This window comes from Psychrobacillus glaciei (assembly GCF_008973485.1).
GTDB lineage: Bacteria > Bacillota > Bacilli > Bacillales_A > Planococcaceae > Psychrobacillus > Psychrobacillus glaciei.
Window position 1 is genome coordinate 4,238,304 of the sequence record NZ_CP031223.1, and the last position, 26,755, is coordinate 4,265,058.

Annotated in this window: 27 protein-coding genes and 3 riboswitches; of the genes, 11 read left to right on the plus strand and 16 right to left on the minus strand. The window is 36.0% G+C overall.

The features are described 5' to 3' along the window. The first annotated feature begins 7 nt into the window (after positions 1-7). Complete coding sequence (locus PB01_RS20175; RefSeq protein WP_151701826.1) at positions 8-649, plus strand: TetR/AcrR family transcriptional regulator; 642 nt, start codon at positions 8-10, stop codon at positions 647-649. A 40-nt stretch (positions 650-689) separates the two neighbouring features. Here PB01_RS20175 and PB01_RS20180 read toward each other — a convergent pair whose 3' ends face one another. From PB01_RS20180 to mtnK, 6 genes are all read right to left on the minus strand, one after another. Continuing rightward, a complete protein-coding gene (locus tag PB01_RS20180) occupies positions 690-1,889 on the minus strand; it encodes an MFS transporter (protein WP_151701827.1) in 1,200 nt (399 codons plus the stop codon). Between the two features lie 90 nt (positions 1,890-1,979). Beyond that, positions 1,980-2,984 carry an ABC transporter permease gene (locus PB01_RS20185; RefSeq protein ID WP_192797409.1) on the minus strand — a complete coding sequence of 335 codons (1,005 nt, stop codon included), beginning with the start codon at positions 2,982-2,984 and terminating at the stop codon, positions 1,980-1,982. Beyond that, positions 2,974-4,479, minus strand: a complete 1,506-nt coding sequence (locus PB01_RS20190; protein ID WP_151701829.1) for a sugar ABC transporter ATP-binding protein — start codon at positions 4,477-4,479, stop codon at positions 2,974-2,976. The genes PB01_RS20185 and PB01_RS20190 overlap by 11 nt, the downstream gene beginning before the upstream one ends. Before the next feature lie 72 nt (positions 4,480-4,551). Continuing rightward, complete coding sequence (locus PB01_RS20195; RefSeq protein WP_151701830.1) at positions 4,552-5,631, minus strand: sugar ABC transporter substrate-binding protein; 1,080 nt, start codon at positions 5,629-5,631, stop codon at positions 4,552-4,554. Then, positions 5,628-6,683 carry an S-methyl-5-thioribose-1-phosphate isomerase gene (gene mtnA, locus PB01_RS20200; protein ID WP_151701831.1) on the minus strand — a complete coding sequence of 352 codons (1,056 nt, stop codon included), beginning with the start codon at positions 6,681-6,683 and terminating at the stop codon, positions 5,628-5,630. The genes PB01_RS20195 and mtnA overlap by 4 nt, the downstream gene beginning before the upstream one ends. Then, entirely contained in the window at positions 6,680-7,870 is a 1,191-nt protein-coding gene (gene mtnK / locus PB01_RS20205) for an S-methyl-5-thioribose kinase (protein ID WP_151701832.1), read from the minus strand. The genes mtnA and mtnK overlap by 4 nt, the downstream gene beginning before the upstream one ends. A 74-nt stretch (positions 7,871-7,944) precedes the next feature. Next, positions 7,945-8,100: riboswitch (SAM riboswitch) on the minus strand. A gap of 176 nt (positions 8,101-8,276) precedes the next feature. Further along, a riboswitch (SAM riboswitch) is annotated at positions 8,277-8,382 on the plus strand. 69 nt (positions 8,383-8,451) lie between these two features. On the opposite strand from mtnK, the gene mtnW reads away from it, so the two are divergent. The 7 genes from mtnW to PB01_RS20240 all read left to right on the plus strand — a co-directional run bounded on the left by mtnW (position 8,452) and on the right by PB01_RS20240 (position 14,046). Beyond that, a complete protein-coding gene (gene mtnW / locus PB01_RS20210) occupies positions 8,452-9,666 on the plus strand; it encodes a 2,3-diketo-5-methylthiopentyl-1-phosphate enolase (protein WP_151701833.1) in 1,215 nt (404 codons plus the stop codon). A 5-nt stretch (positions 9,667-9,671) separates the two neighbouring features. Further along, positions 9,672-10,337: a 2-hydroxy-3-keto-5-methylthiopentenyl-1-phosphate phosphatase gene (locus PB01_RS20215; RefSeq protein WP_151701834.1), complete on the plus strand. Its 666-nt coding sequence runs from the start codon at positions 9,672-9,674 to the stop codon at positions 10,335-10,337. After that, positions 10,334-10,951: a methylthioribulose 1-phosphate dehydratase gene (locus PB01_RS20220; protein WP_151701835.1), complete on the plus strand. Its 618-nt coding sequence runs from the start codon at positions 10,334-10,336 to the stop codon at positions 10,949-10,951. Before PB01_RS20215 ends, PB01_RS20220 begins: the two co-directional genes overlap by 4 nt. Before the next feature lie 16 nt (positions 10,952-10,967). Next, the gene (locus PB01_RS20225; RefSeq protein WP_151701836.1) at positions 10,968-11,501 is read left to right on the plus strand and encodes a cupin domain-containing protein; all 534 of its coding nucleotides are present in this window, start codon (positions 10,968-10,970) and stop codon (positions 11,499-11,501) included. 281 nt (positions 11,502-11,782) lie between these two features. Then, complete coding sequence (gene tatC, locus PB01_RS20230; protein ID WP_151701837.1) at positions 11,783-12,535, plus strand: twin-arginine translocase subunit TatC; 753 nt, start codon at positions 11,783-11,785, stop codon at positions 12,533-12,535. Positions 12,536-12,624: 89 nt separating this feature from the next. Further along, on the plus strand, positions 12,625-12,822 hold the full coding sequence (gene tatA / locus PB01_RS20235) for a twin-arginine translocase TatA/TatE family subunit (RefSeq protein ID WP_151701838.1): 198 nt from the start codon (positions 12,625-12,627) through the stop codon (positions 12,820-12,822). Between the two features lie 240 nt (positions 12,823-13,062). Continuing rightward, positions 13,063-14,046, plus strand: coding sequence for an EAL domain-containing protein (locus PB01_RS20240; protein ID WP_151701839.1), 984 nt, complete (start codon positions 13,063-13,065; stop codon positions 14,044-14,046). Between the two features lie 80 nt (positions 14,047-14,126). Here PB01_RS20240 and PB01_RS20245 read toward each other — a convergent pair whose 3' ends face one another. Further along, the gene (locus tag PB01_RS20245) at positions 14,127-15,293 is read right to left on the minus strand and encodes a TraB/GumN family protein (protein ID WP_151701840.1); all 1,167 of its coding nucleotides are present in this window, start codon (positions 15,291-15,293) and stop codon (positions 14,127-14,129) included. Positions 15,294-15,536: 243 nt separating this feature from the next. Between PB01_RS20245 and PB01_RS20250 the strand changes: the two genes are divergently transcribed. The 3 genes from PB01_RS20250 to PB01_RS20260 all read left to right on the plus strand — a co-directional run bounded on the left by PB01_RS20250 (position 15,537) and on the right by PB01_RS20260 (position 17,668). Next, positions 15,537-15,875, plus strand: a complete 339-nt coding sequence (locus PB01_RS20250) for a heme oxygenase (RefSeq protein ID WP_151701841.1) — start codon at positions 15,537-15,539, stop codon at positions 15,873-15,875. Between the two features lie 169 nt (positions 15,876-16,044). Beyond that, the gene (locus tag PB01_RS20255; RefSeq protein ID WP_151702144.1) at positions 16,045-16,476 is read left to right on the plus strand and encodes a MarR family winged helix-turn-helix transcriptional regulator; all 432 of its coding nucleotides are present in this window, start codon (positions 16,045-16,047) and stop codon (positions 16,474-16,476) included. 1 nt (position 16,477) lies between these two features. Beyond that, positions 16,478-17,668, plus strand: a complete 1,191-nt coding sequence (locus PB01_RS20260; RefSeq protein ID WP_151701842.1) for an MFS transporter — start codon at positions 16,478-16,480, stop codon at positions 17,666-17,668. 42 nt (positions 17,669-17,710) lie between these two features. Here PB01_RS20260 and PB01_RS20265 read toward each other — a convergent pair whose 3' ends face one another. The 9 genes from PB01_RS20265 to phnC form a co-directional block, all read right to left on the minus strand. Then, positions 17,711-18,793, minus strand: coding sequence for a copper resistance D family protein (locus PB01_RS20265; RefSeq protein ID WP_151701843.1), 1,083 nt, complete (start codon positions 18,791-18,793; stop codon positions 17,711-17,713). Between the two features lie 9 nt (positions 18,794-18,802). After that, on the minus strand, positions 18,803-19,333 hold the full coding sequence (locus PB01_RS20270; protein ID WP_151702145.1) for a copper resistance CopC family protein: 531 nt from the start codon (positions 19,331-19,333) through the stop codon (positions 18,803-18,805). 184 nt (positions 19,334-19,517) lie between these two features. Next, positions 19,518-20,252 carry an amino acid ABC transporter ATP-binding protein gene (locus PB01_RS20275; protein ID WP_151701844.1) on the minus strand — a complete coding sequence of 245 codons (735 nt, stop codon included), beginning with the start codon at positions 20,250-20,252 and terminating at the stop codon, positions 19,518-19,520. Between the two features lie 20 nt (positions 20,253-20,272). After that, positions 20,273-21,028 carry an amino acid ABC transporter permease gene (locus PB01_RS20280; protein ID WP_151701845.1) on the minus strand — a complete coding sequence of 252 codons (756 nt, stop codon included), beginning with the start codon at positions 21,026-21,028 and terminating at the stop codon, positions 20,273-20,275. A 63-nt stretch (positions 21,029-21,091) separates the two neighbouring features. Further along, positions 21,092-21,937, minus strand: a complete 846-nt coding sequence (locus PB01_RS20285; RefSeq protein ID WP_151702146.1) for a transporter substrate-binding domain-containing protein — start codon at positions 21,935-21,937, stop codon at positions 21,092-21,094. 129 nt (positions 21,938-22,066) lie between these two features. Further along, a riboswitch (Lysine riboswitch) is annotated at positions 22,067-22,249 on the minus strand. Between the two features lie 115 nt (positions 22,250-22,364). Then, positions 22,365-24,077 carry a methyl-accepting chemotaxis protein gene (locus PB01_RS20290; protein ID WP_151701846.1) on the minus strand — a complete coding sequence of 571 codons (1,713 nt, stop codon included), beginning with the start codon at positions 24,075-24,077 and terminating at the stop codon, positions 22,365-22,367. Between the two features lie 270 nt (positions 24,078-24,347). Next, a complete protein-coding gene (phnE, locus tag PB01_RS20295; protein WP_151701847.1) occupies positions 24,348-25,142 on the minus strand; it encodes a phosphonate ABC transporter, permease protein PhnE in 795 nt (264 codons plus the stop codon). Continuing rightward, the gene (phnE, locus tag PB01_RS20300; RefSeq protein WP_151701848.1) at positions 25,139-25,933 is read right to left on the minus strand and encodes a phosphonate ABC transporter, permease protein PhnE; all 795 of its coding nucleotides are present in this window, start codon (positions 25,931-25,933) and stop codon (positions 25,139-25,141) included. Before phnE (PB01_RS20300) ends, phnE (PB01_RS20295) begins: the two co-directional genes overlap by 4 nt. Next, positions 25,930-26,700, minus strand: coding sequence for a phosphonate ABC transporter ATP-binding protein (gene phnC, locus PB01_RS20305; protein WP_151701849.1), 771 nt, complete (start codon positions 26,698-26,700; stop codon positions 25,930-25,932). The genes phnE (PB01_RS20300) and phnC overlap by 4 nt, the downstream gene beginning before the upstream one ends. Between the last annotated feature and the right edge of the window lie 55 nt (positions 26,701-26,755).

The window sequence follows — 26,755 nt, forward strand, 5'->3', positions numbered from 1 at the left end:
GTAAACAATGTCAGAAGACGAACTTTTATTAGAACAATTATTTGACGAAGAGAAATTCACCGATAAACAGAAAAAAATTATCGTTGCTGCCATTGAATCATTTTCGGAAAAAGGCTATGCTGCTACTTCTACAAATGAAATTGCTAAAAAAGCTGGAGTAGCAGAAGGAACAATTTTTCGGCACTATAAAACGAAAAAAGAATTACTCGTCTCTATAATTGCTCCACTCATGACGAAACTAATAGGACCAGTCATTGTAAATGACTTTCACAAAGTATTAGATCACCCCTATGAAAATGCTGAGGACTTTTTGAGAGCTACAATTGAAAACCGAAGAGTGCTTATTAAAAAGCTTCTCCCTGTTATTAAAATTATGATTCAAGAAATTCCGTTTCAACCAGAATTAAAGCAACAATTTCTGGATCAGATTGCGAAGAAAGTATTTGATCGAATATTGATCGTCATTAAAGGGTTCCAAGATAAAGGACAGCTAATCGAAATGCCACCTGCAAGTATGGCAAGACTAGCAGTCACAAGTATATTTGGCTACCTGTTTTCTCGTTACATCTTTTTCCCCGAAAGTGAGTGGGATGATGAACTAGAAACAGAGCGCACCATTCAATTTATTTTGCATGGAATAGCGAAATAGAAAAAGCGCCCAATGTACGGGCGCTTTTTCTATTAAGTGCTTAACGTTTTCTATGTCGAATAGATACATATAAAAAACCAAAAGCACTTAAAAATCGTAATCCAGAGCTAATATACATAGCCATTTCCATTCCTAATTGATCCAAAAGCCAAATACCTACTTGTGGTGCTACGAATGCAACGAAGGCGAGCAATACGTTGTAAGTTGTAATGCAATATGTACGAGATTGTTCGGGAGATTGCTCTAACAATAAATTAAAGAGTATCAATACAGTACCAGACAAGAAAAAACCCGATATCGCTTGAACAAATGTTAAATAGTACAAGTTAGTAGATAACACAGTCAAGAAAGGAGTAGTCGCCATACCTACTGCAGCCCATATAAAGACCTGCATATTAGATTTTTTATCTGCCCATTTCTTCCACATTGGAAACGTTAAAAACTGTATGAGCATATTACCAACTGAAAACATACTAATCCAAAATATGGTTGCACCTGCTACTCTTACATTATAAATATTGAATAATCCCCAAGCCGATTGCCAAGCAAAATTAAAAAAAAGCGCTGCCGCTAAAAACCAAACAAAGTTGCTATTTTTAAAGATGCTCCAGTCCATAGACTTCTTTTTCACTTGTTCATTCTCTACTTGCACAACTTCTTCTTGATGTTTTAATAGGAAAAAAACTTCTAATAACCCAAAACCAAAAGCTATTGTGAAAAGTATTTGATACGCTACAACACTTTCAGAGGAATCTTTCATTAAAATACCGATAAGTAACGTCGACACAAGTCCAACCACCGTTAACAATCGGTTTCGATCACTAAAAAATTGCCCTCTTCTAGATTCTTTGATCATTCCACTAATGAATGTTTGCCACCCAATATTGGCTACTGTATTTGGGACGCTAATGAAAGCAATAATCCCTAAAAAAGCCCATCTTTGGAGAGAGGGAGAAGGTAAAAGGACAACTAGTACAATTAACAAGAACATAAGCCGAGCAAGTAAAACAGACATCGCCACTAGTTTCTTCTGAGCACGCGCCTTATTTAATAATATGGCTGCCGGAATTGTCATTAACAATGCGATTAAAGGCGGTAATGAACTAATTAATCCAACTTGATAATTAGTCGCCCCTAGTATCGTAATTGCGAAGATGGGAAAAAAGTTATTGGAAAAATTAAGTGCTATAGTAGATGCCATTCCGTGGTAAATACTAATCTTTTCATTATAAGGTCTCATTCTATCAGCCCATTCAATAAATAATATAGGATATGCTAGAATTATATACTTGCATGCACAGAAAACAAGTACTTCGAGACACAAAATTTGTTAAGTTTGGGTAAATCGTTTTTTTGCGTAAACATACGTAACAGCGAGTGCTGAAACTAAAACGAATCCTTTAATAATATCAAATGCATAGTACGGTAAATTCAAAATGGTTAAACCATTTAGCAAAATACCAATTACCGCTGCTCCAAAAAATGTACCAATTGCATTTGGTTTTCCCGTTCCAAGGACTGAGTATCCAACAAAGACCGCAGCTACCGCTTCCATTAAAAGCGGTGCTCCCGCGTCAATTTGACCTGAGCCAACTCGTGCCGTAAATAATATACCTGCCATAGAAGCAAATATCCCAGATATCACGTACGCGGAACATTTTACTTTACGTATACTCACTCCTGATAATGTTGCAGCTTCCGCGTTACCACCCGTCATATAAAGTACGCGTCCCCAACGTGTATGTTGGAGTACAACATATGCGATCAACACCATTACAAGCATAATCCATACGGGAACAGGTAACCCTAGCATCCTACCTTGACCAATCCAAAGAAACGCTTCGGATAATTGACCATTTGCAGTGCCTCCGGAAGTAAGTGGCATATTATTATAAATAGAGTAACCTTCCGTATATGTACGATGAAAACCCGCAACAATGTACATCATACTTAGTGTTGCGAGTAGATCTGGTATGCCTATTACCACGATAAGGAAACTATTGAGTAGTCCAACTAACATGCCAATTAGTATAGGTAAGATTAATACTAACCAAAGCGGCATTTCGTACCATACCATCAATGAGGCTGTTAGGACCGTTGATAGCGACATAGTGGAACCTACAGATAAATCAAAACCACCCACAACTAGCGTAAAGGTGACACCTAATGCTAAAAGAGTAACGATGGATATAGAACGTAAAATGTCTGTGAAGTTTGCATAAGTAAAAAAAGCATTGCTAATGGAACTAAAATACAAAATTATTATTACTAATAATGCAATTGCTCCATATTTAAATAAAAATTGAATTCCTTTCTCTTGTAACCTATTCTTCATTTCCCCCGCTTGCATATAACAAAATCCTTTCTTGGGTCGCATCTTCACGTGAAAATTCCTTCACGAATTGACCGTTATACATGACCAAAATACGATCCGAAATACCGATTGCTTCGTGAATTTCGCTCGAAAAATATAGGCATCCTTTTCCGCTCTCTGCCAGGCCACGAATTAGCTTAAAAATATCTTGTTTTGCACCGATATCGACGCCTTTTGTCGGTTCATCAAATAAATATAGTTTGGAGTTACGTGAAATCCATTTTCCGATGACTACTTTTTGCTGATTTCCACCACTTAAATGGATAAGCGGTGTTTCCGTATTATCCGTTTTAATTTGTAATTGATGAATAATATCCTTTGCGAACTGTTTTTCTGCTCTTTTATTCATAAATAGTAGACGCGAAAATTTCCTTAGATTCGGAAATGAGGCATTCGTTTGTAATGACTCATGCACAAAAAGGCCTTCTTTTCTACGTTCCTCTGGAATAAGTGCCATCCCGACTTTTATTGCATCTCCCGGGTGTTTGGCAACTAACTCCTTACCGTTAAACCCAATAACCCCTTTTTTCGTTTGTCCCAATCCAAATAAGGCTTTGGCAAGCTCTGTTTTCCCAGCACCGACAAGTCCAACAATCCCAACAATTTCTCCTGCTGAAACAGTGAAGGTAAGATCTTTTAGTTTCTGACCGTCTGATAATTTACTTACACCGAGTAATGTTTCTCCTATAGAATAATTTCTGTCCACTTGCTCATGATTAAAGGAAGTACCTAGCATCGCTTCTATAATCTCTTCTTGTTGGGCATTTTTTGTATGAAAAGTTTCTACTAATCTTCCATCACGCATTACAGTAATGCGGTCACTAATTTGGAATACTTCCGGTAGTCGATGTGAAATAAATATACAGCCGACCCCTTGCTTTTTTAGTTTATGAATAACTGTGAACAGCTTATTCGACTCATAGAGCGACAATGGTGCTGTTGGTTCATCGAAAATAATAATTTTTGCTGAGCTAACAAGCGCTCGCGCAATTAATACTAATTGTTTTTCTGCTAAAGTAAGCTTAAATGCTGGTTGTTGCACATCTATATCCTCCGCTTGCAATTGCTTCAGTGCATTTTTCGCTTCCTTATGTAGCTTTGGTGTTGAGATAAAAAAATGGCTATTAGTAGCGATTGTATCGAGCATTATATTTTCTGCAACCGATAATTCGGAAACGATTGCCGTATCCACTTCTTGATAAACGCAATTAATTCCATGTTCTTTTGCAGCTTTCGGTGAACGAAGTCGTACACTTTTTCCGTCCAACAAAATTTCTCCTTCGTCTGGTTCATATACACCTGATAAGATTTTTATTAGCGTGCTCTTTCCCGCTCCATTTACACCGAGTAATGCATGCACTTCACCTTTTGCTAAGTGAAATTGTGCATCCTCAAGTGCTGTCACATTCCCAAATGATTTATGTATTGAATTCATTGAAAGAAAAGAATTTATCATAGTGTTTCTCCTTTCTTTTCTTCTGTTAAAAAGAAGCTGCCCACTTTGAAGGACAGCTGCAATTAGTTGATGTTATTGATTTTCTAACTCTTTCAATGCATCTGTGTACCCTTGTTCACTTGCTCCCCAACCTTCGATATACTTGTGTAAATCGTTCGTCGTCACCGTTTCTTTTGGAAGCTTTTGTGCATCCACAAAAACTGGTTCTAGGACGACTTTATCTTCCGGTGTCCCTCCATTAATTTTTTGGTATAAATAGCGAACCTGGATTCGTCCTATATCCATTGGATCCACAGCAGCAGATGCAGCCCATGGACTGTTTTCTTTTTGTATCATTTGTAAATCTTCATCACTCATATCAATGCTATAAACTTTAATATCCGTTCTACCCGCTTGTTCGATAGCGCGTACTGCACCTTTTGCAAATTCATCCCACGCTGCCCAAACCGCCGTGATATCACCTTTGTTTGGGTATTGTTTTAAAATTGCTTCCATTTGAGCTTGTGTATCTAAAGCAGTATTTTGAGTAGCAGCTCCGAAAGTAGCAATTTCTTTTATCCCTTGGTTCGCTTGTAGAAGTTGTTTATACGCTGCTTGTCTTCTTTCCATCGGCGCAAAACCCGCTACCCATATTTTTACTATGTTTGCTTTTCCATTTGTATCATTTACTAATTTATCTAATGTCATTTCAGCCATCTTTTGGTCGCCTTGTTGTAATTCTGTTATTCCTTTCACTTCCACACCTGCATCGAAAGTTACCACTGGTATTCCTTTATCAATTGCATTTTGTACACCTTGGTTAAGCGCTTCTTTTGTACCGTGATCGATCAAGATTCCATCTACTCCTTGGTTCACTGCTGCATCGAGATTAGAAGCCATTTTTGCTAAATCCCCTTCAGCAGTAAATACGGTAACAGTACCTCCAAATTTCTCCACCTGCTCTTTTATACCTTCAATGTATTGAGCTGAGAATGTACCAAGGTTTTGTTGCATCACTAAAGCAACCTTTTTAGCAGCTAGTGGATTATTTGAAGTTTTCGACTTAGCAGATGTTAATGCAGCTTCTTTCGCATCTCCTTTTGGCTGACATCCAGTTAAGATGACTCCAATAATTAATAAAACTGATAGTAACCAACTTGCTTTTCTCTTCATGCTATTGCTCCTTTTTCTGTATCCAATATTATGGGAATGTTTTTATTGTATTCTGGATAAATGATTCCTTTTTCCGTAATGATTGCTGTAATATATTTGCCTGGTGTGACATCGAAAGCAGGATTAAAGACTTTTGTATTTGGCGGGGCAACTTGTTTCCCTGCAACATGCGTTATTTCTTCTGCTGGTCGCTCTTCAATCCGTATTTTCTTACCGTTTTGAATCGTCAGATCAAAAGTAGAAGAAGGTGCAGCCACGTAAAATGGAATGTTAAATGCATGCGCTAATAAGGCTAAATTGAGTGTTCCAATTTTATTCGCTGTATCGCCATTAGCTACGATTCGGTCTGCGCCCACGATAATTGCTTCAATTCCTTTTGCACCGATTGTATGTGCAGCCATACTATCTGTTATAAGTGTGACATCTACACCAGACTGCTGAAGTTCCCATACGGTAAGTCGTGAACCTTGAAATACTGGTCTAGTTTCACATGCGTATACTTGAAACTGTTTTCCTTGTTCACTTCCGAGATGGAATGGTGCTAGTGCTGTTCCATATTTTGCAGTTGCAATGGATCCTGCGTTACAAATGGTCATAACTCTCGTATGTTTTCCAAGCAAAGATAAAGCAAACTCGCCAATATTTTGGCATGAAGATTCATCTTCTTTATGGATATTTACAGCTTCCTCTAAGAGACGGTTCTTCGCTTCTTGTATAGTTACAGTTTGTTGAACAGTGTTACTTAAACGATCTAAAGCCCAAACTAAGTTGACTGCAGTTGGTCTCGAATCGCCTAAATATATTGCGTCTTTTTTTAGTTGTTCTAGAAATTCTTCTATTGTATTCGTTTTGTAATGCTGTGCTACTTTAGCTAATCCGTATGCTGCTGTAATACCAATAGCAGGTGCACCTCTTACCTTTAACGTGATAATTGCATCATACACGTCCTCCAATGTTTCCAGTGCTACATATTCAATCTCTAGAGGTAACTTCTGCTGATCCAAAATTCTAAGCTGACCATTGCTCCACTCGATAGATAACGGAATACTCATTTGTGCAACTCCTCCAGTAACGCAATTACTGCATCAATAGAATGTAAATCATAACGTTTTAAAATAAGTGTCTTTCCTACTTGTAATGCCTGTTTTTTGAAATGAAGTCGTTGTTCTTCTTCTACAATCGCATCTAAATCCTTCACATGAGCTAACCCGATTGTTCTTCGAATTAATTCACAACCAGCAAAACCGAGCGTATCACGAAAAATTTTATCTAATACGTACTCTTCAAATCCCTTTGTATCTTTATAGGATTCAATACTTTTTGATTTCCAAAGTGTTGAAAAGGTCGAAGAAAATACTTCCCAGGTTTGTTCGATATGTTGAAGAATAGTATTTCGTGCTTCTGTTTCTCTAGTAATAGATTGCACGATTAAGTTTGCTAAAAATATCCCAATATCGAATCCAATAGGACCATAAAAAGCAAACTCTGGGTCAATTACCTTCGTTTCCGTTTCACTAGCAAAAATACTTCCTGTATGTAAATCCCCATGAAGCAAAGCTTCTGCTTCCGTCAAGAAACTTCTCTTCAATTTCGCAACTTCAAGCTTTAATCGTTCATTATTCCAAATAACCTCCACTTCTGCTCTCAACGAAGGTTCAAAATCATTTGTTTCATGATCAAAAAATGGATCTGTAAAAATAAGATCTTCTGTGATTTTACATAGCTCCGGATTTGAAAACTCGGAAACCAATCCCTTTTTTTCAAATGGGTGTAATGCAAAGTCTGACGTATGAAACAGCGTTTGAGCAAGATACTCACCTATGTCCCTCGACAGTTTCGGGTAGGATTCAAGGTGAATTAATCCTTCTCGTGCAATTTTCAAATGGGATAAATCCTCCATAACTGTTATTGCAAGATCTTCATCAGTAGCGTATACAGTTGGAACCAAAGTTGGTACATACTCCGCTTGTTTCTTTAATGCAATCGCTTCAATGGTTGCTCGCTTTAACGTAAGTGGCCAACTTTCCCCAACTACCTTTGCATATGGCAATGCTTGTTTGATAATAAGGCTTCTTTCACTCTGAGCGTCCTTAATGTGAAATACATAGTTTAGATTTCCATCACCAATTTCTCTGCAATGTAATTCCGCATCCTCTGAAAAAAAGTGCAATCCTTTTGCATATAAAATGGCATGCACTTTTGTTAATGATTTGTATTGTTTTTTCGTAGCTATCGTCATTCTTCTCTACCTTTCCTCTACAAAATAAAAAGCCTCTTTCCAAAGAAAGAGGCGTAGAATAAGAGATCTCTCGCCTCTTATCTTTCAGAAAGTTGTCTTTCTGATGGAATTAGCACCGTGCCCTACGAGATTTTTCATCTCGGCGCGAAATGCGCCCCGTCTCACAACGGTATTACGGTCGGTTGCTGGGCTTCATAGGGCCATTACCCTCAGCCTGCTCTTGATAAGAGTGCTATTACGTAAAACTTTATGCTGTTTGAAATGAATCCTAGCATATTTGAAAAAGAACTGTCAACCATTTTTTTAATACAATAAACATTCTAAAAACTGTATTGACAATTTTCTAAGAGCATGAAATAATCGTAATTAATTTGACAATACAAAGTGAACCCAATTGAATAAATTTTTCTTATTTAGAGCAGGTGGAGGGACAAGCCCTACGATACCCGGCAACCGGTCCAATTAATGGACACGGTGCTAATTCTTGCAGTCATTGGACTGAGAAATAAGAAGTCGTTAAACCTTTAACCTCTTCTTATTTGAAGAGGTTTTTATTTTATTTTAAAGGAATGTGATGATGAATGAGTGGAGTGTCAGCGCTTTACCAACTGTATGGTAAGCCCGGTTCTTTTGAAAAAAAAGCGGACGGTATTGCTCTTGGTTTAACCATAGGATCCTGGACAGACTTACCATTACTAGAACAAGAACAATTAAAAAAACATAAAGGTCTTGTAGTTTCGATTATTGAATTCGAGCATATTCTACATCCACAGAAATCAGATCAAATCAAAGCAGAAATTAAAATAAATTATCCTAGTGCCAATTTTTCAGCAGATCTTCCTGCTATTTTAACTACAGTATTTGGGAAACTATCGTTAGACGGTGAAGTGAAGCTTCTTGACTTAGAATTTTCTCCAGAGCTTTTGGCTAAGTTTCCAGGACCAAGGTTTGGAATCGATAGCATCCGGGACCAACTAGGGGTGTATAATCGCCCACTTATCATGAGTATATTCAAAGGAGTAATTGGTCGGGATATTCATTACTTAGCAGAACAGCTTCGACATCAGGCTCTCGGTGGAATCGATCTCGTAAAAGACGATGAAATTCTTTTTGAAAATCCACTCACTCCTTTTGAAAAACGTATTACAACTGCTCAAGAAGTATTGCGCCAAGTGTATGAAGAAACCGGAAATCGGACAATGTATGCCGTGAATCTATCTGGCCGAACATCTGAATTGAAAGCAAAAGCACAAAAAGCGAAGGAGCTTGGCGCTGATGCAATACTATTAAATGTTCATGCATATGGACTAGATGTACTGCAAGAATTATCAGAAGACAATAATATCCAATTACCTATAATGGCTCATCCTGCTTATAGTGGTGCATTCACTTCTTCTCCATTTTATGGGGTTGCAACTCCGCTTCTGCTTGGTAAATTGACACGTTATGCGGGGGCAGATTTTTCATTATTTCCTTCCCCTTACGGAAGTGTTGCACTTGAAAAAACAACCGCTCTTTCCCTAGGAGAAGAATTGACGAAAGCAAGTGCAGTGAAACGAACTTTCCCGGTCCCATCAGCAGGTATTCATCCTGGTTTAGTCCCTCTTTTAATGGCCGACTATGGAATCGATAGTATTATCAATGCTGGTGGTGGAGTACATGGTCATCCCAAAGGTGCGATTGGAGGAGTACTCGCTTTTAAACAAGCGGTAGCAGCAGTGCTTGAAGAAGTTCCTCTTGCAGAAGCAGCGGAACAGCATGCTGAATTAAAAATAGCATTGGAACTATGGGGGTAAGCATTATGAATAAACTAGTCATCTTTTGTGATTTTGATGGCACAATTACAAATAAAGACAATATTATCTCCATCATGAAACAGTTTGCTCCTCCTGAATACTTGCCGATTAAGGAGAATATTTTAGGACAACGACAATCTATTCGTGAAGGTGTAGCAGAAATGTTTGCTCTATTACCTGTTTCCTTAAAAGATCAACTTATTTCTTATTTGCTCGAGCATGCACAAATTCGTGATGGGTTTGCTGATTTCGTTTCTTATACAAGAAAAAACAACATCCCACTTTATATCGTTAGTGGTGGAATTGATTTTTTTGTCGAGCCGATGCTTGAGAGATTCGGCCCATTTTCTGGTATCTATTGTAATGAATCGGATTTTTCAGGGGAAAACATTCAAATCAAATTCCCATATGGCTGTGATGAACAATGTACAAGCCAAGGTTGTGGTTGCTGTAAACCTTCAATTATTCGTAAGCTTAAAGGAAGTGATGCTTTAAGTATAGTAATTGGTGATTCCATTACAGATCTTGAAGCAGCCAAATTGGCTGACGTTGTCATTGCTCGAGACTTTCTCATTGAAAAATGCGAGGAATTACATATTTCATATGAACCTTTTGAAAACTTCCGAGATGTTATAAACACTATTGATACAAGGTTAGGTACACCACTATGACAACATTCACAAATAAGTGGGAAGCGTTAGCGGATATAAAAGACGAACTAGCCGCGCGTGATTGGTTTATGGGGACAAGTGGAAATTTAGCTATAAAAGTCAGTGACACTCCAATTGAGTTTTTAGTTACTGCTAGCGGAAAAGATAAGTACAAGAGAACTTCAGAAGATTTTTTACTCGTAAATGCAAGTGGAATTCCAGTCCAAAATATAGATCTTAAGCCATCAGCTGAAACATTACTACATTGTGCTATCTATTCGACGACCTCTGCTGGATGTAGTCTTCACGTGCACACAGTTGCGAATAACGTTATTTCCGAATTGTACGGTGAGCAAGGTAAAATTGATTTTCAAGGTCAAGAGCTTATTAAAGCTTTTGGAATGTGGGAGGAAGACGATATACTCACTATCCCAATCATTCCAAACCATACCCATATTCCATATTTAGCTGAGGAATTTAAGTCACATATACATGCCAACAAAGGTGCAGTATTAATTCGTAATCATGGTATTACCGTTTGGGGTAAAGATGGTTTCGAAGCTAAGAAGCTGCTGGAAGCTTGTGAGTTTTTATTTCAATATCAATTAACATTACGTCAAATACAATCAATATAAGAGAGGAAGATTTTAAATGGCTATCATTAAATTTCAAGGAAATGAAGAAACAATTGAAGAGCAGAACGAGGTTGCAACTTTTTTAGAAAAACAGGAAGTTATTTACGAGCATTGGGATATTGAAAAATTACCAGAGCCTCTTCGTGAAAAATTTGATCTTAGCGATGAAGAGAAAGAACAAATCCTACACGCTTTTAAAGTGGAAATTGATACTATTTCAAAACGTCGTGGCTATAAAGCATCGGATGTTATATCTTTATCTGATTCTAACCCTAACTTAGATGAGTTATTAAAAAACTTCGAACGCAAACATCTTCATACAGATGATGAGGTTCGATACATTGTTAGTGGTCACGGAGTATTCATTATCCAAGGAAAAGACGAAAATTTCTTCGAAGTGCATTTATCACCAGGAGATTTAATTTCAGTTCCAGAAAACATCACGCATTACTTCACACTTTCAGAAGACCGTAAAGTAGTTGCCGCTCGTATCTTTGTAACAACAGAAGGCTGGGTACCGGTATATCAAGACGAAGTTGCTCAAAGCTAAATATAAATATAATGAAAAACTCCTGAATTGCTTACAAATGATACAGGAGTTTTTTCATATATTAATTACGTATATATTTTTTCTTTAGACACATTTTTCTCACTTGTTCAAAAAACAAAGAGTACTTTTATTTTACAAATTCTTTTCAAGAGGTATAATGTTTAGGTAGTATAAACTCAACTTCTTCTCTATGTAGTTGGTTATATTACTTAGTCAAAAAGTTTTTTTATTCACATAATATATTTCACTTTATTTGCACAAAAATGGGGTGGTACAAGCAAATGACACAAGAACCTGAATTGACACTAGTCGAACATTTAACAGAATTACGTAAAAGGCTCATTATTATAATTGCAACCTTTGTGCTTTCACTCGCTTTGGGATTTTGGATGGCACCAAAAACATTACATTTTCTTAAACAACAACCTACAGCTGCTCACGTTGAATGGAATGTATTTGGCTATACAGATGGTTTAATGATATATATAAAATGTGCATTAATTTTAGCTATATTAATAACTTTGCCAATTGCAATGTACCAAATTTGGTTATTTGTTAAGCCGGGATTATTGGAAAAAGAAGCAAAAGGAACGATTTACTTTATTCCGATCTCTTTTTTCTTGTTTTTGGCTGGCATTAGTTTTAGTTATTTTATTTTATTTCCATTAATGTTGAATTTCATGTCTCAAATTAATGATTCTATTGGCGCTAGAGAGACATACGGAATGCAACAATATTTTACTTTCATGTTTAATCTAATTACTCCAGTCGGTATCGTTTTTGAGTTACCTGTCATCGTTTTATTTTTAACGAAATTAGGAATAGTAACTCCTGATAGATTACGAAAAATCAGAAAGATTTCTTACATTGTACTTGCAGTAGTTGGGGCTGCTATAACACCTCCTGATTTTATGTCTGAAATCCTCATTATTATCCCATTGCTAATATTATTTGAAATTAGTGTTTTCGTATCTAACTGGTCTTATAAAAAACAACAAACTAAAAAGATATATATAGAGGATTTAGAAGAGTAATTTAGTATTATGTTTTACTTAAGCAAGTGAACTAATTAGACACTTTCGCCACTGAACAAGTTATTACACAACCCAAGGAGGAACACACCATGCAAAACATTGGCTTACCAGGTTTAATAATTATTTTAGTCATTGCTTTAATCGTTTTCGGACCAGCTAAACTGCCTCAGTTAGGTAAAGCGGTTGGACAAACATTGAAAGAATTCAAAAATTCCACAAAAGATATAGTAGAAGATGTAAAAGAAGAGTTTAAATTAGAAGATAAAGATACAGACACTAAGAAATAAAACTTAATACCATTTGCCAACTATTCTCTAGAGATAGTTGGCTTTTTTTATTACGATGACACCATATGGAATAATTGTGTTTACTGGTATATTAGTTTCAATTAAGTAGTTTTAGAAATAGTTTATAATGCTCAAGACTTAAAATTATGTTAATAATAGATATTTCTTTATAATCAAAATAAATGTAAAATATTTTCATAATGAGGAACAATGAGTAAATTATAAAGAGGTGGCTGAGATTTGGAGTGTAATAATTGCACAGTAGATGAATTATTATTTACGTTTAGAGTAAAAGGAACAGTTAATTTAGCAATGATGCCTGAAGTAATGCAGCATTTGAAAAGAAGGAATATGTGGGTAGATATGCTGGGCAACGACTTTAAACTAAAGGAATCTGAAGTAAGTGATTTCGTTGACTTTTGCAAAGACCATATGAATCCAAATGATGTGACTTTTATAGTTCCAAATCAAGAGTGGAAACCTTTTAGAGAGATTGAGAATGTTTTGGACATGCAGTGGATTGATGAAATCATTAAAAATGAGCAGCTAATTTGTTATTATCAACCCATTGTAGATGCAAAGGGAGATACATTTGCTTATGAAATACTTTCTAGATTTCAAAATATAGACGGAACGTTAATTTATCCAAATGAGATTTTCTCTGCTGCGAGGGAAAGAGGTCGTTTGTATGCTCTGGACCGTGTGTGTAGGATGACTGCAGTAAAATATGCTGCTCGCTTAAAAGATAAGAAAGCATTTATTAACTTCATCCCTACCTCTATTTATTCGCCAGAATTTTGCTTGAAATCCACTACTAATCTAGCAAATGAACTAGGCGTGGACCCAGCTCAACTAGTTTTTGAAGTTGTAGAATCAGAACAAGTAGAAGATAGAGATCATTTAAAGAGAATATTAAATTATTATAAAGAAAAAGGTTTTCAATATGCACTAGATGATGTTGGTGAAGGCTATAATACATTGGACATGTTAGAAGATATTAAGCCAAAATACATGAAGCTCGATATGAAATATGTGCAAGGTGTAGCGAGTGATAATTCCAAACAGGAGATAGCTTTAAAGTCATTGGAGAAGGCTCTCCAAGTAGAATCTGTCCCTTTAGCAGAAGGAATAGAGGAAAAAGAAGACTTTGAATGGTTGAAAGCAATCGGTTATCAACTATTCCAAGGATACTACTTTGGTAAACCAGCTCCTACTCCAATTTAAAAAAAATCTCCTTTATTGCGACTTACAAACCGCAATAAAGGAGATTTTTATACTGTCTATTCTAGCTCAAATAAACCTTACTAAAAATTTTTAAAGAATAACCGAATAACATCTGCCCCGCCTATGAAAGCTCCTAAAGACCCTACTAGATTAGTTAATACCACGACTAGTAAAATACGCGTAACCTTATTATGCCAAAATCCTTTTACTGTAAATACATCTTCTGAAAGCGTTTCGAAATCCCCAATATTTGGTCGACGGTAATACGCTTGGACAATTCCCGATACCCACCCTGATGCTATTAAAGGATGTAAAGTAGTAATGGGAGCCGCTATAAAAGCAGATAATATTGCAAGCGGATGCCCAAACGCAATGGCTGCTCCAATAGCTGCGGTAGTACCAGTCCATAATATCCAACTCAGTGCTTGGTCAAACCCTGCTGTCGGATTTGCAATAAACGTGTAAGCTACAATGGTAATAAGAAGAACCGGTATTATCCAACCCAGTATTTTAGGAACAACTGATTTTGGAGGGGTTTGAGCTAAGCCTACTAAATCATGTTCTTTATGAATCTCTTTCGTAATACCTGGTACATGCGCAGCACCTAATACAGCAACTACCTTTTTCCCTGGTGCCTCTTTAATCTTTTGTGCTAAATATTGATCTCGTTCATCGATTAAAGGAGTTTTTAGCTTAGGAAAAGATTCTGTAAACTCAGCAAGAACTGCGTTAAGCGTATCTTGTGATTTCATTTTTTCAAGCTCTTCCTCGGAAATCGTTTCTCTGCTAAAAATGCTAAAGAATACAGAAGTGAGAAGCTGTCCCTTTCCTAACCAACCAAGATTATGCCAAATGCGTGAAAAGGTAATTTGTATATTGCGATCTGCTAGCACGAGATTTGCACCTGTTTCTTTGGCAGATTCAATCCCTTGAATCATTTCCTGTCCCGGCTTTATCTCAAACTGCTTTGCTAAACGATTTTGAAATGAAGATATAGCTAGATTCATTAATAGCAACGTCGCTTTTTTTTCTTTAATTACCTTAAAAATATCTGTTTCTTTCCACTTATTGCTGTCCATAACGGACTGGTATCTTTGTTCATCTAGCTCAATACATACAGAGTCTGGTCTTTCTGCTTCAATCACTTCTTTTACTTGTTCTGCACTTTGCCTAGATACATGCGCAGTACCAATAAGTATTAATTCTCTACCATCTAGGTTTATACGAGTAATATTATCCTCTTTCACAAGCTTCTTCCTTCATAGAACATATTTCTTTTGCGCAATTTTATACTTTTAATTACGAAAAGACTGTCTATTATTAATAATGAATTAGATTAGCATAAATTTCAAATATGTTTTACTAAAAAATGAAGAAAATATAAGTAAATAGCAGTTCAATGACATTTCCTAATAAATCTTAAGAAAAGGCTTTTCTAGGAAAAAGTGATATACTAAAAAAATAATTTAACTATAAAGGAGTAATGAGAAATGTTTATCGTAACAAACAGAATTAAAACAAAATTAGGATTTGCAGAGAAAATGGCTCCTAATTTCACTAAGCCAGGTGCATTACAAGAAATGGAAGGGTTTGTAAAAGTTGAAGTAACTCTTACACAAAACCTAACAGAATACGATGAGTTAAACGTAAATATGTACTGGGAAAACCTTGAGGCCTTTGAAGCTTGGAAAAATAGTGACGCATTTAAAGAATCTCATAAACGACCTGAGCCAGGTTCAAAAGCTGCTTCTCAAGAATCTCCTCTCCTTGGAAATGAACTTGTTATTTCAAAAGTTGCATCTACCATTGAAGCCATCCCTTCAAAATAATAGTGTTTTAATTAATACTCCTACTTAAGTGTTCTAGATACTTGAGTAGGAGTATTTTTATGAAGAGCCTCTTTACTTTTCATCCGTTAAACTTTTTGTTACACTGAATTAGTTACTTAAGCTAACTATTATTCACGGTAACTAATTTCTTTAGTGAGGAGTGATTCTAATCAACATATCTCGAGAATTTTTTCAACAGTTAATTCAGCTGTATCGCCCATTTGAAAATCATTTGAATATCCAACTCGCGAAACATGATTTATATAGAGCGCAGTGGACTATTTTATTCTACTTATCCAACAATGGTTCTACGTCACTTGTTGAGCTTTCTAATTATCACGGTGTAGAAAAGCCCACTATTACGAGAACGATTAATCGTTTAGAAGAATTAGGATATGTAGAGCAGCTACCTAGCCATGATAAGCGTGAAAAAAGAATGCAATTAACGTTAATTGGCAAAAATGTTTATGAAGACGTTCGGGTAACAATAGATGCATACGAGCAAAATATTCTAAAAGGGATATCTGAGACCGATCAACTAAAAGCAATTCAGACTATGGATGAAATACGGAATAATATTTTAGAACAAGGAGCTAAATAACATGGATCAATCTAGACCCAAACTATGGACGAGAGATTTTATCGTTGTATCTTCCATTAACTTTTTAATAACGTTAATTTTTTATTTATTAATGGTGACAATTGCTGTTTATGCTGTGAATGAATTCAATGCTTCCACCAGTGAAGCAGGTTTAGTAACCGGCATTTTTATCATTGGAACGTTAATTGGGCGTCTTTTCATCGGACGTGTAATTGATTTGATTGGTCGCAAAAAAACCTTGTTTATTGGGTTAGCTCTATTTACGCTAACGACATCTTTATATTTTGTAAATCTAGGTTTAACTTTCTTACTAATAAATCGATTTCTTCATGGTTTAACTTTAGGAATAGCGAGTACGGCAGCAGGAACGATTGTTGCACAAATCATTCCAATGACAAGAAAAGGAGAAGGAATTGGCTATTTTAGTATGAGTGCAACACTCGCAGCTGCAATTGGACCTTTCATCGGCTTGTATATGAGCCAGCATACAACTTTCCACTTGATTTTTGGATTTTGTCTTGCATTAGGAATATTTAGTCTCATCACTTCGTTCTTCCTGTATGTTCCTGCAATTGAAAAACTAACAAAAACAGCTGAAACAAAAGGATTCAAACTATCTAACTTTGTAGAAACAAAGGCATTGCCTATTGCATTCATTACATTAGCGATTGCTTTTTGTTATTCTAGTGTCCTTTCCTTTATCAACTTTTATGCAATTGAAATTAACCTAGTGAATGCAGCAAGTTTCTTCTTTATTATATATGCTATGGCAATTCTAGTATCCCGCCCATTTACTGGTCGCCTTATGGATGCCAAAGGTGCAAACTATATTATGTATCCGGCCTTTTTTATTCTCGGTACAGGTATGCTACTCTTAAGCACAGCAAGCACTAGCTTCACATTATTATTAGCAGGTGCACTTATTGGTCTTGGGTTCGGTAATATGCAATCTACTACTCAAGCGGTAGCTGTAAAGCTAAGCCCTCCTCATCGTATTGGACTTGCCACTTCTACTTTCTTTATTTTCTTCGATGCAGGACTCGGTTTCGGACCATATGTACTTGGATATATTATTCCTCTAACCGGTTATAGCACGCTATATGTAATTTTAGGAATAGTAGCTATTATTACAATCATTCCATATATCTTCTTACATGGTCGAAAAGAAAAAGCAAGCTTACTTCCTGAATAAAACAAGAAGAGGCTATCCTATATATTTAGGATTGCCTCTTTATTATTTAATACTCCATATTAACGCTAAATAGCTAGAAAACACGAATAAAATACTCAGTAAAAACGTTATGAATGGTGGAGCTTTTTTAAGAAACGCGTAGACTGTTAATCCAATGAACAGAATCGCTAATAATAACAGGGATAAGCCTGTCGCATTTATCGTTAGCTCTACACGAAACACTTGTAAACTTTGTCCTTGATAAAAATAGCTGAATAATTTGGAAGGTCCTTCATTTTTGAACGTATTTTCACTTGGTGGTGATTGGTGGCCAAGTGCCGCAGTGACAGAAAAAATGAGTAACACTAATAAGCTTTCTACTCTAGCCCAAGGTTTCGGATTAAAGCTAGAATCATTTTGTAGTTTCTTTTTGATGAATACGCCATTTATAATTGCGTACAGAAGTAATGGAATGATTAATAGATGTTTAATCAACAGAAGTTGGCCGTATGGTAGCATCCAAGAGTCTGTATAAGCAGCAAAATCAACTACAAACGTCATGAGCAGCAATCCAGAAATAATAGTTATACCGAAGCATGCTGATGCAACCGGTGTAAACCATTTTAAGAAGTTCAACCAATTTGAAAAACCTCTTGAAAACCAACTTACCATTAGTAAAATACCAATCCAAACTGTAACCACTGTAAAATGGGTAGTATGTGTAATAAACCCTTTAAAGTGCTCAATAGAAGTAGCATGACTTGCCCAACCTAATCCTAATATTAAAAGAAAGGTAAGGGTAAGCCCCGCAACCAGAAACTTACGGTTTGTTTGATCCTTAAACAAGATAAGAAAGATGAATAATATACTAGCTACTAGAAAAGTAAAAATCCACGCTTTCCCAACTTCAAACGTATAAAGAACCATTTGAAGTGTTCCGCCAAAATCATTTCCTCTATTCAAATTTAACACTAGTAGTAAAATCGGAATAAAAGAAAAGAACGCAATTCCTATTGTTGCAGCGATTTGTAACCATCTCTGTACATGTATTTCTGGTTTCAAAGAGCTTGGCACAAACGCAATAAGAAAACTACCCGTTAAAAGAGAAAAACAAAGATATACTAAAATCTCACTAATTGTAATCATTAATCTATCTTATTTCTTTCTACGCAATAATAAGAAAACCCCACCAATGATTACAATTAACCCAACAACTACGAAAGGTACTACATTAGAAGATGATTTAACTTCCTCTGTCTGTTCTACTGTTGTAGGCTTAGCTGTAGGAGGTGTCGCTTGTTCTATTTTCTCACCATCTTCTTGTTTTTCAGATGCAGCAACTTCTACAGTGAAAGGAATATCCCCTTCGATCTGATGTCCGTCTACACCAACAATGTTCCAGTTTATTTCGTAATTTCCGTTGTCCAAAGGAGTAGATAAAGTACCTGCTAGTTTTTCTTCATCTATCGTAATATTGTCGACCGGAATCGTTTCGCCAGTTGAATTTTTTAGTTCAAATGTGCTGCTTTGTTCTAATTTCCCTTCAAAAGTTAACGTAATTTCATTCAGTTGTTCTGTCACTACTTCTCCATTTGCAGGATTGGAATCCTCTAACCCCGTATGTGCAAACGCACTATTTGCAGTTGCAAACATAAAAACAAATGCAATGATTATTATCTTTTTCATAAAAACTCCTCCTAAATTAAATTTACATCACTTAGTATAACCAAACTTTGTGTTAAAAGTATGAAATACGTTTCATACGAAAAAGAGGAGACTCATTCGCATCCTCTACATAATAAATAAAGCTTCCTCTTCGTGTTGAAGGGAAGCAATAAAAATATCTTGTAAACTCAAAGAATTCACACGTTTATTTTAATGTACGTTTTAAAAATTCTCTCGTACGCTCTTGAGTAGGGTTATTAAAAATTTGTTCTGGTGGCCCTTCTTCTGCGATAACGCCTTTATCCATAAATACAACTCGATCCGAAACTTCTTTTGCAAACTCCATTTCATGCGTAACGATTAACATGGTAAGTCCTGTTTCAGCTAGTTCCTTCATGACTTTCAGAACTTCTCCTACCATTTCAGGATCGAGTGCAGAAGTTGGTTCATCGAATAGCATGACATCTGGTTCCATCGATAATGCTCGAGCAATTGCGACACGCTGCTTTTGACCACCTGATAATTGGCTTGGTTTTGCATTCACGTATTGTTCCATACCAACGACTTTTAAATATTTTAGCGCTGTTTTTTCAGCTTCTTCTTTAGAACGTTTCAGTACTTTCACTTGTCCAACAACACAATTATTTAAGACATTATGATTATTGAATAAGTTAAACTGTTGGAAAACCATTCCTAATTTTGTCCGATATGCATGAATATCATGTTTGTTATCTAAAATGTTTTCTCCATTATAAATAATTTGACCGCCACTTGGTTTCTCCAAAAGATTAACACAACGAAGAAGAGTAGATTTACCAGATCCTGAAGAACCGATGATGCATACAACTTCACCTTTGTTCACTGTAAAGTCAATATCTTTTAATACTTCATGGGTTCCGAAAGATTTACTTAGATGCTCAATTGCAATTACCTTTTCCATACTATTAACACCTCCGTTTACTAATTTCCTGCATTATTTATTGGTTGTGTAACTTGTGCTGGTTGTCCAATCATGCTGTAATTTGCAGGACCATCTAGCTTTCTTTCAAAATAACGTAGGATAAGTGTAACTGTATACGTCATGACGAAATACAAAATACAAGCTACGAAAAAGGATTCAAAGTAACGGAAGTTATTTCCCGCAATTGATTTCGTTTGAAAAAATAATTCCGATACACTAATAACGTTTAGTACGGATGTATCTTTAATATTAATAATAAACTGGTTCCCCGTTGCTGGTAGAATATTGCGAATCACTTGTGGTAGGACAACGTGAAACATTGTTTGTATATGATTCATACCAATTGCTTGTGCAGCCTCAAATTGCCCCTTTTCAATGGAAATGACGCCACCACGTACAATTTCCGCCATATATGCTCCCGTATTAATCGATACGATAAAAACTGCTGCCATAATAGGATTCATATCAATATTAAACGCTAGCATAGATCCATAGTATATGACCATCGCTTGCACAATCATTGGTGTTCCACGGAAAAACTCTATATAAATAGAAAGAATGATATTCACTGTTTTTAATATTACTTTTTTTAATGTTCTTTCAGGCACGGGAATTGTACGTATAACTCCTGCCAATAAACCAATAACCGAACCGACTACAGTACCAATAATAGAAATTAATAATGTGATACCCGCTCCACGAAGGAACATCGGCCAGTTATTGGTAACAATTGATACTACCCACTCGAAACTCATCGTATTCCTCCTTTAAGTGTAAAAACCGGCTGCAAAAAAGTTGCAGCCGGTTATACTAAATCATTATTCTGCAGCTGGTTGATTTTTTATTGCATTATCCATAATTTCTTGACGTTCTTCTTCTGATATTTTTGCTAGTATTTCATTAATCTTTTCTGTTAAATCACTGTCTTTTCTAAGCCCCACTGCAACCGCCGTTTCTTCTTCCGGTGCAACAAATCCATCAGTAAAGTCTACCATCGCAAAATTATTATTAGCTGAAGAGGCGCTAATCCCTTCTGGACGTTCTGATACATAACCATCAATTTTTCCTGATTCCAATGCAACACGCATTGCAGGGAAGTTATCCATAGCTGTTTGTTTCTTCACATCTTTAATTTGATCGATTACTCCGTAATGAGATGTATTTAACTGACCAGTTATTTTAGCCCCTTTAAAGTCTTGTATAGATGTTGCTCCTTCATAAGGTCCACCTTTTTTTACGACCATAACAAAATTAGATGTGTAGTAGTTATTAGAGAAATCGATTGTTTTTTTACGTTCTTTCGTTGGTGACATCCCTGCCATAATTGCATCAATTTTTCCAGAAGTTAATGCTGGAACAAGTCCATCCCATTCCGTTTTCACAATCACTAATTTTTTGCCTAAACCATCCGCAATCTTTTTAGCAATTTCTACGTCGTATCCTCCAGCGTATTCTGCATTACCATCAAGCTTCACGCCACCGTTAGAATCATTCATTTGTGTCCAGTTGAATGGTGGATATCCAGCTTCCAATCCTATCGTAAATGTATCTTTTTCTTTTGTATTAGAAGAACCTGTACCATTATTTGAACTCGTTCCACATCCTGCCAATAACAACATTGTCGTAAGGAATAGCCCAATAAATATTGATAATTTCTTTTTCATCATTGTTTCTCCCCTTTTAATTTTAGTTTATGTGTTTAGGTACGAAAAAAGGACAATCTATACAAAAAAAGACCTGAGATGAACTCAGGTCGCAATATGCATAGTTGCCCTAAATCCTCTACTTTTCCCAAATGAGATAGCACACCATTATAAACCGGGATGTTTATAATGGCAGTCCTGCAGTTCTTAACTACAGACCCAGCAAGTAATACGGAGAACTATTACAAACTTCGGCGACATTTCCTTCTCCCTAGAATCATGGCTTCTCAAACTCCACTAAGGACTGTTAAATATCGCGCCTCTACCCCACAAATAAAGTGAGGTTGTATTTAATTATTGTTCATAGTCTACAATAATAATAGATTACTGTCAACGAAAAGGGAGATTTTATCCATAGATAACCCCTATAAATTACATATAAAATTCTTTATACTTTAAATCTACTAATCTGTTCTTGTAAACTATTAGCCATATTAGCTAACGATTCAGCTGATGCTGAAATTTCCTGCATGGATGCCAATTGTTCTTCAATAGATGCAGCCACATTTTGTGTTCCAGATGCAGCTTCATCTGCTATTTCAGCTAATAGTTTTTCCGCTTGAAGGACTTGATCTGAACCAATTGATAAGTGCTGAGCTGCAGCCGACACATCCTGCAATTGATTCGCTACATCATCCACAGAAGTTCGTATTTGTTCGAATGACTTGCCTGCTTTATGGACGACTTCTATTCCACCAGCAACTTCACTAGTTGTTTTTTCCATTGATTGAACAGCTATTTTAGTTTCCGTTTGTATTAATGCTATGAGATCTGAAATACTTTGAGCCGATTTGGCAGATTGCTCTGCTAATTTACGAACCTCATCTGCTACAACAGAAAATCCTTTTCCGTATTCTCCTGCTCTTGCAGATTCAATTGCCGCATTTAAAGCTAATAAATTTGTTTGCGTCGCTATACTTGTAATTTCTTCCACTATATTACCTATATCTTGAGAGCGATCTCCCAATCCTTTTACAACATGTGATAATTCTGAAACAGTAACATTTATCGAACTCATTTGTTCAATAGTAGATTGAATTGCTTCATTTCCATCCGATGCTTTTCGGGAAGTTTCGAGCGCATTTGTCGAAATATCTTTTGCATTAGTTGCTATTTGGTGAATACTACTAGCCATTTCTTCCACTATTTTTGTACTCTCTAACGTACTTTTAACTTGAAGCTCAGCTCCAGATGCAACCTCTTGAATAGTAGAGGCGACTTCTTCACTTGCCTTCGTAGATTCTTCAGCACTTGCCGTCAATTCTTCCGATGATGCCGCTACTTGCTCGGAAGTCCCATTTACCAGACGCATTAACTCTCTTAATCTAGACATCATACTGTTAAAGGAAGAGGTTAAAACCCCTATCTCATCATTCGAATGATACTTTCCTACGACCGTTAAATCACCATTCTCCGCTTGAACCATCAGATCTTGAATAATTTTCAGTGGATTTACTATCATGCGCACAATTACAATTCCTAGACCAACACTAAATACAAGTGAAATGATAAAAACAACTAATATAATTATTTTACTTGTAGTATCACTCTTTAAGGTATTGTTATTTAACGCTTCTGCGTTATTTTCTAAATCATTTCCTAATTCCTTCATTATTACATTTAGTTTTTCTCGAATTGGTTTAACATCTTTCTGATATCGAGTATTACCTACAGTTGCATTCCCATTCATAGCAAAATTCACAATTTTGTTTAATTCACTTACATATTTTTCGTTCTGTTCTTTATATTGAGTAATTTTTTTCTTTTCTTTTTTATCCAAGTCACTATTCTCCAACTTGACTACTAACTCTTCGTTATCATTTATATAACCCTTAATTTCTTCATTTAATTCAGATCTAGTATTTTTATTAGATGTAAGTAACATTTCTAATGCTAGACCGTCTACAGCTCGATTATTAATGCGGATTTGCGCTTGCCATTTTATAGGAAGAACAGCATCTTCGTACATCGCCGTTGAGTCCTTACTCATTTGTCCCATAAAATAAAAGCCAGTACCACCAATTAAAACAAAGATGAAGATGGAAGAAAATATTAATGTAAATAACTTCCTCGCTATTCGAACATTGCGTAATTTAGCCAACAATATTACCCCTTTTCTATAACCATTGATCTTTTACTTATATACGTGATTATTTCCAACACTTAACACAAAGTACATAAAATGGCCAACATAATTTTTTCTTTTATAGTTCAAAATATATACTTCGTGAGTGTATCATAAATCCTTTGAATCTTTAATCTTTTGAATTTTGAAAAGACTTTTTACCCGCAAATATTTTACATAAATCCTATAAAAGCATAAATAAAAAATCTCTCTTCAGCATCATTGCGTGCTAAAAGAGAGATTTTCTTATATAATTTTCTTTCTGAAATATCCAGAAATTATATCTATTAACGTAACCATTACAATAATACCCAACAAGATAATCCCTACTCGGCTCCAGTCACGAGAACTTAACGCAAATATTAAAGGTGTACCTATCCCACCCGCTCCAATAATACCTAAAATGGCTGCAGAACGTACATTAATTTCAAAACGATATAACGTGTACGATAAGAAGCCCGGTAATACTTGCGGTAAAACGGCAAACCATAGAATCTGAAATCGATTAGCTCCAGTAGTAAGTAAAGCTTCGGAGGGTCCCATATCGAGGTTTTCAATTTCTTCGGAGAATAATTTACCTAACATCCCTATTGAGTGTAGCCCTAAAGCCAGTACCCCTGCAAACGAACCAGGTCCTACTGCTTTTATAAACAATATAGCCATTACTATCTCTGGAAAAGTACGCACGAAGCTAAGAACAAACTTACCCACTGCGGGATTAGCCTTTCCTTTACTCATATTATTCGCTGCCCAAAAGGCAAATGGAACACATAAAAAGCATGAAATAAATGTTCCTAAAATTGCGATCATTAATGTATCTAATAAACCTCGTAGAAGATCCTCCCCTTCAGGAAGATATACGTAATCCCAATCTGGATGAAAAATTCCACTAAAAATAGATTTTGAAATTTGACCAGCAGTTTCTTTAAAGCCATTCAATGGCATACCGGAAAACGCCCAAATATATAGAAGAATCAACAAACCTATGATAACGTATCTCTGCAAATGCTTCTTCTTCGGTTTAGTTAATTTCTCTGTCATATTAACTTCTCCCGTAACTTCATACTAATATAATCTATTAATAAAACCACAACAAGTGTATATATAATAATTGTAGAGGTTTTATCATACTCCAAAAACCCTAGTGTGCGATCATAATACAGACCTATTCCTCCTGCTCCTACAAGTCCCAGAACAGCCGCAGCCCTAACATTAACCTCAAAGGTATATAAAACATACGATGTATAATGTGCTAAAATTTGCGGAATAACACCGAAGAATATCCACTGTATTTTGTTTGCACCTACGGCCGTCATTGCTTCCAGTGGCCCTGGATCAATAGATTCAATTGCCTCATATGTAAGCTTTGCAACTAAACCAATTGAGAAGATAGATAATGCTAAAATACCAGGAAGTGGACCTAATCCAAAGATTGCTACAAAAATAGCAGCCAATAATAAATCCGGTACTGTACGAATTAAATTTAGAATAAAACGCACAGGATAATTCCACTTAGTAGCTTTAACAATGTTACTAGCACACAGTAAAGCAATTGGAATAGCAATAATAGAACCAAAAGTTGTCCCCAAAACAGCCATTCTAATTGTTTCAAGCATGGCTGGTGTAATGTTATCTATATAGCCCCAATTAGGCGGGAACATCTGTTTTAATAAGTCCCACATATTCGGAATACCTGTCCATAACTCCGAAAGAGATGCTTCTGTTCTTACTCCACTCAACCAGATTATCAATAGAACAAATACAGCAGTAAATATATGTTTTGTTTTTGTAGGAGGACTCGGAATGGTTTTATTACTTTTTTCATTCGTCATGATTGTTCACCCAGTAGCTCGTCTTTTTTAATCGCACGACCATAAATTTCAGAGAACATTTCGTCCGTGGCCTCTTCGACGGGACCATCAAAAACAACTTTCCCAGCTCTTAACCCAATAATTCTAGTTGCGTATTCTCTTGCTAAATCAATGAAGTGTAAGTTTACGATTGTGGTAATTCCATCCTCTTCATTAATTCTTTTTAAATCGTCCATTACTTGCTTAGTAGTTAAAGGATCCAAGGAAGCCACTGGCTCATCAGCAAGAATAATTTGTGCTTCTTGTGCTAAAGCGCGGGCAATCGATACGCGCTGTTGTTGACCACCAGAAAGCTCATCCGCACGTGAATAGCATTTTTCAAGAATATTTACTCGTTCTAATGCCTTCATCGCAAGTTGAATATCCTCTTTTGGAAAAAGACCAAGAACTGTTCTTAAAGTTGAATGGTAACCAACTCTACCAGAAAGTACATTTTTTAATACCGTAGAACGTTTCACCAAATTAAAACTTTGGAAAATCATTCCAATGTCTCTTCGTATTCTACGGAGCTCGGATCCTTTTGCAGCTGTGATAGATTTTCCATTTATTAAAATTTCGCCATCTGATATTTCATGTAGGCGATTGATTGATCGAAGTAACGTCGATTTACCTGCACCTGACAACCCTACAATGACAACAAATTCACCTTTATGAATGGTTAAGTTAATATCGTTTAGACCCTTTGTCCCATTCTGGTAAACCTTTGTAACATTTTTAAACTCAATCACGTCACAACCAACTTTCTTCTGTTATAAAATTTGAAAAAAAAACTCAACCATTCCG

What these genes read in the sequence shown, in the direction of transcription:
- PB01_RS20175 (WP_151701826.1), top strand. Translation starts at nt 8, where the DNA reads ATGTCAGAAGACGAACTTTTATTAGAACAATTATTTGACGAAGAGAAA.
- PB01_RS20180 (WP_151701827.1), bottom strand. Translation starts at nt 1,889, where the DNA reads ATGAGACCTTATAATGAAAAGATTAGTATTTACCACGGAATGGCATCT.
- PB01_RS20185 (WP_192797409.1), bottom strand. Translation starts at nt 2,984, where the DNA reads ATGAAGAATAGGTTACAAGAGAAAGGAATTCAATTTTTATTTAAATAT.
- PB01_RS20190 (WP_151701829.1), bottom strand. Translation starts at nt 4,479, where the DNA reads ATGATAAATTCTTTTCTTTCAATGAATTCAATACATAAATCATTTGGG.
- PB01_RS20195 (WP_151701830.1), bottom strand. Translation starts at nt 5,631, where the DNA reads ATGAAGAGAAAAGCAAGTTGGTTACTATCAGTTTTATTAATTATTGGA.
- mtnA (WP_151701831.1), bottom strand. Translation starts at nt 6,683, where the DNA reads ATGAGTATTCCGTTATCTATCGAGTGGAGCAATGGTCAGCTTAGAATT.
- mtnK (WP_151701832.1), bottom strand. Translation starts at nt 7,870, where the DNA reads ATGACGATAGCTACGAAAAAACAATACAAATCATTAACAAAAGTGCAT.
- mtnW (WP_151701833.1), top strand. Translation starts at nt 8,452, where the DNA reads ATGAGTGGAGTGTCAGCGCTTTACCAACTGTATGGTAAGCCCGGTTCT.
- PB01_RS20215 (WP_151701834.1), top strand. Translation starts at nt 9,672, where the DNA reads ATGAATAAACTAGTCATCTTTTGTGATTTTGATGGCACAATTACAAAT.
- PB01_RS20220 (WP_151701835.1), top strand. Translation starts at nt 10,334, where the DNA reads ATGACAACATTCACAAATAAGTGGGAAGCGTTAGCGGATATAAAAGAC.
- PB01_RS20225 (WP_151701836.1), top strand. Translation starts at nt 10,968, where the DNA reads ATGGCTATCATTAAATTTCAAGGAAATGAAGAAACAATTGAAGAGCAG.
- tatC (WP_151701837.1), top strand. Translation starts at nt 11,783, where the DNA reads ATGACACAAGAACCTGAATTGACACTAGTCGAACATTTAACAGAATTA.
- tatA (WP_151701838.1), top strand. Translation starts at nt 12,625, where the DNA reads ATGCAAAACATTGGCTTACCAGGTTTAATAATTATTTTAGTCATTGCT.
- PB01_RS20250 (WP_151701841.1), top strand. Translation starts at nt 15,537, where the DNA reads ATGTTTATCGTAACAAACAGAATTAAAACAAAATTAGGATTTGCAGAG.
- PB01_RS20260 (WP_151701842.1), top strand. Translation starts at nt 16,478, where the DNA reads ATGGATCAATCTAGACCCAAACTATGGACGAGAGATTTTATCGTTGTA.
- PB01_RS20265 (WP_151701843.1), bottom strand. Translation starts at nt 18,793, where the DNA reads ATGATTACAATTAGTGAGATTTTAGTATATCTTTGTTTTTCTCTTTTA.
- PB01_RS20270 (WP_151702145.1), bottom strand. Translation starts at nt 19,333, where the DNA reads ATGAAAAAGATAATAATCATTGCATTTGTTTTTATGTTTGCAACTGCA.
- PB01_RS20275 (WP_151701844.1), bottom strand. Translation starts at nt 20,252, where the DNA reads ATGGAAAAGGTAATTGCAATTGAGCATCTAAGTAAATCTTTCGGAACC.
- PB01_RS20280 (WP_151701845.1), bottom strand. Translation starts at nt 21,028, where the DNA reads ATGAGTTTCGAGTGGGTAGTATCAATTGTTACCAATAACTGGCCGATG.
- PB01_RS20285 (WP_151702146.1), bottom strand. Translation starts at nt 21,937, where the DNA reads ATGAAAAAGAAATTATCAATATTTATTGGGCTATTCCTTACGACAATG.
- phnE (WP_151701847.1), bottom strand. Translation starts at nt 25,142, where the DNA reads ATGACAGAGAAATTAACTAAACCGAAGAAGAAGCATTTGCAGAGATAC.
- phnE (WP_151701848.1), bottom strand. Translation starts at nt 25,933, where the DNA reads ATGACGAATGAAAAAAGTAATAAAACCATTCCGAGTCCTCCTACAAAA.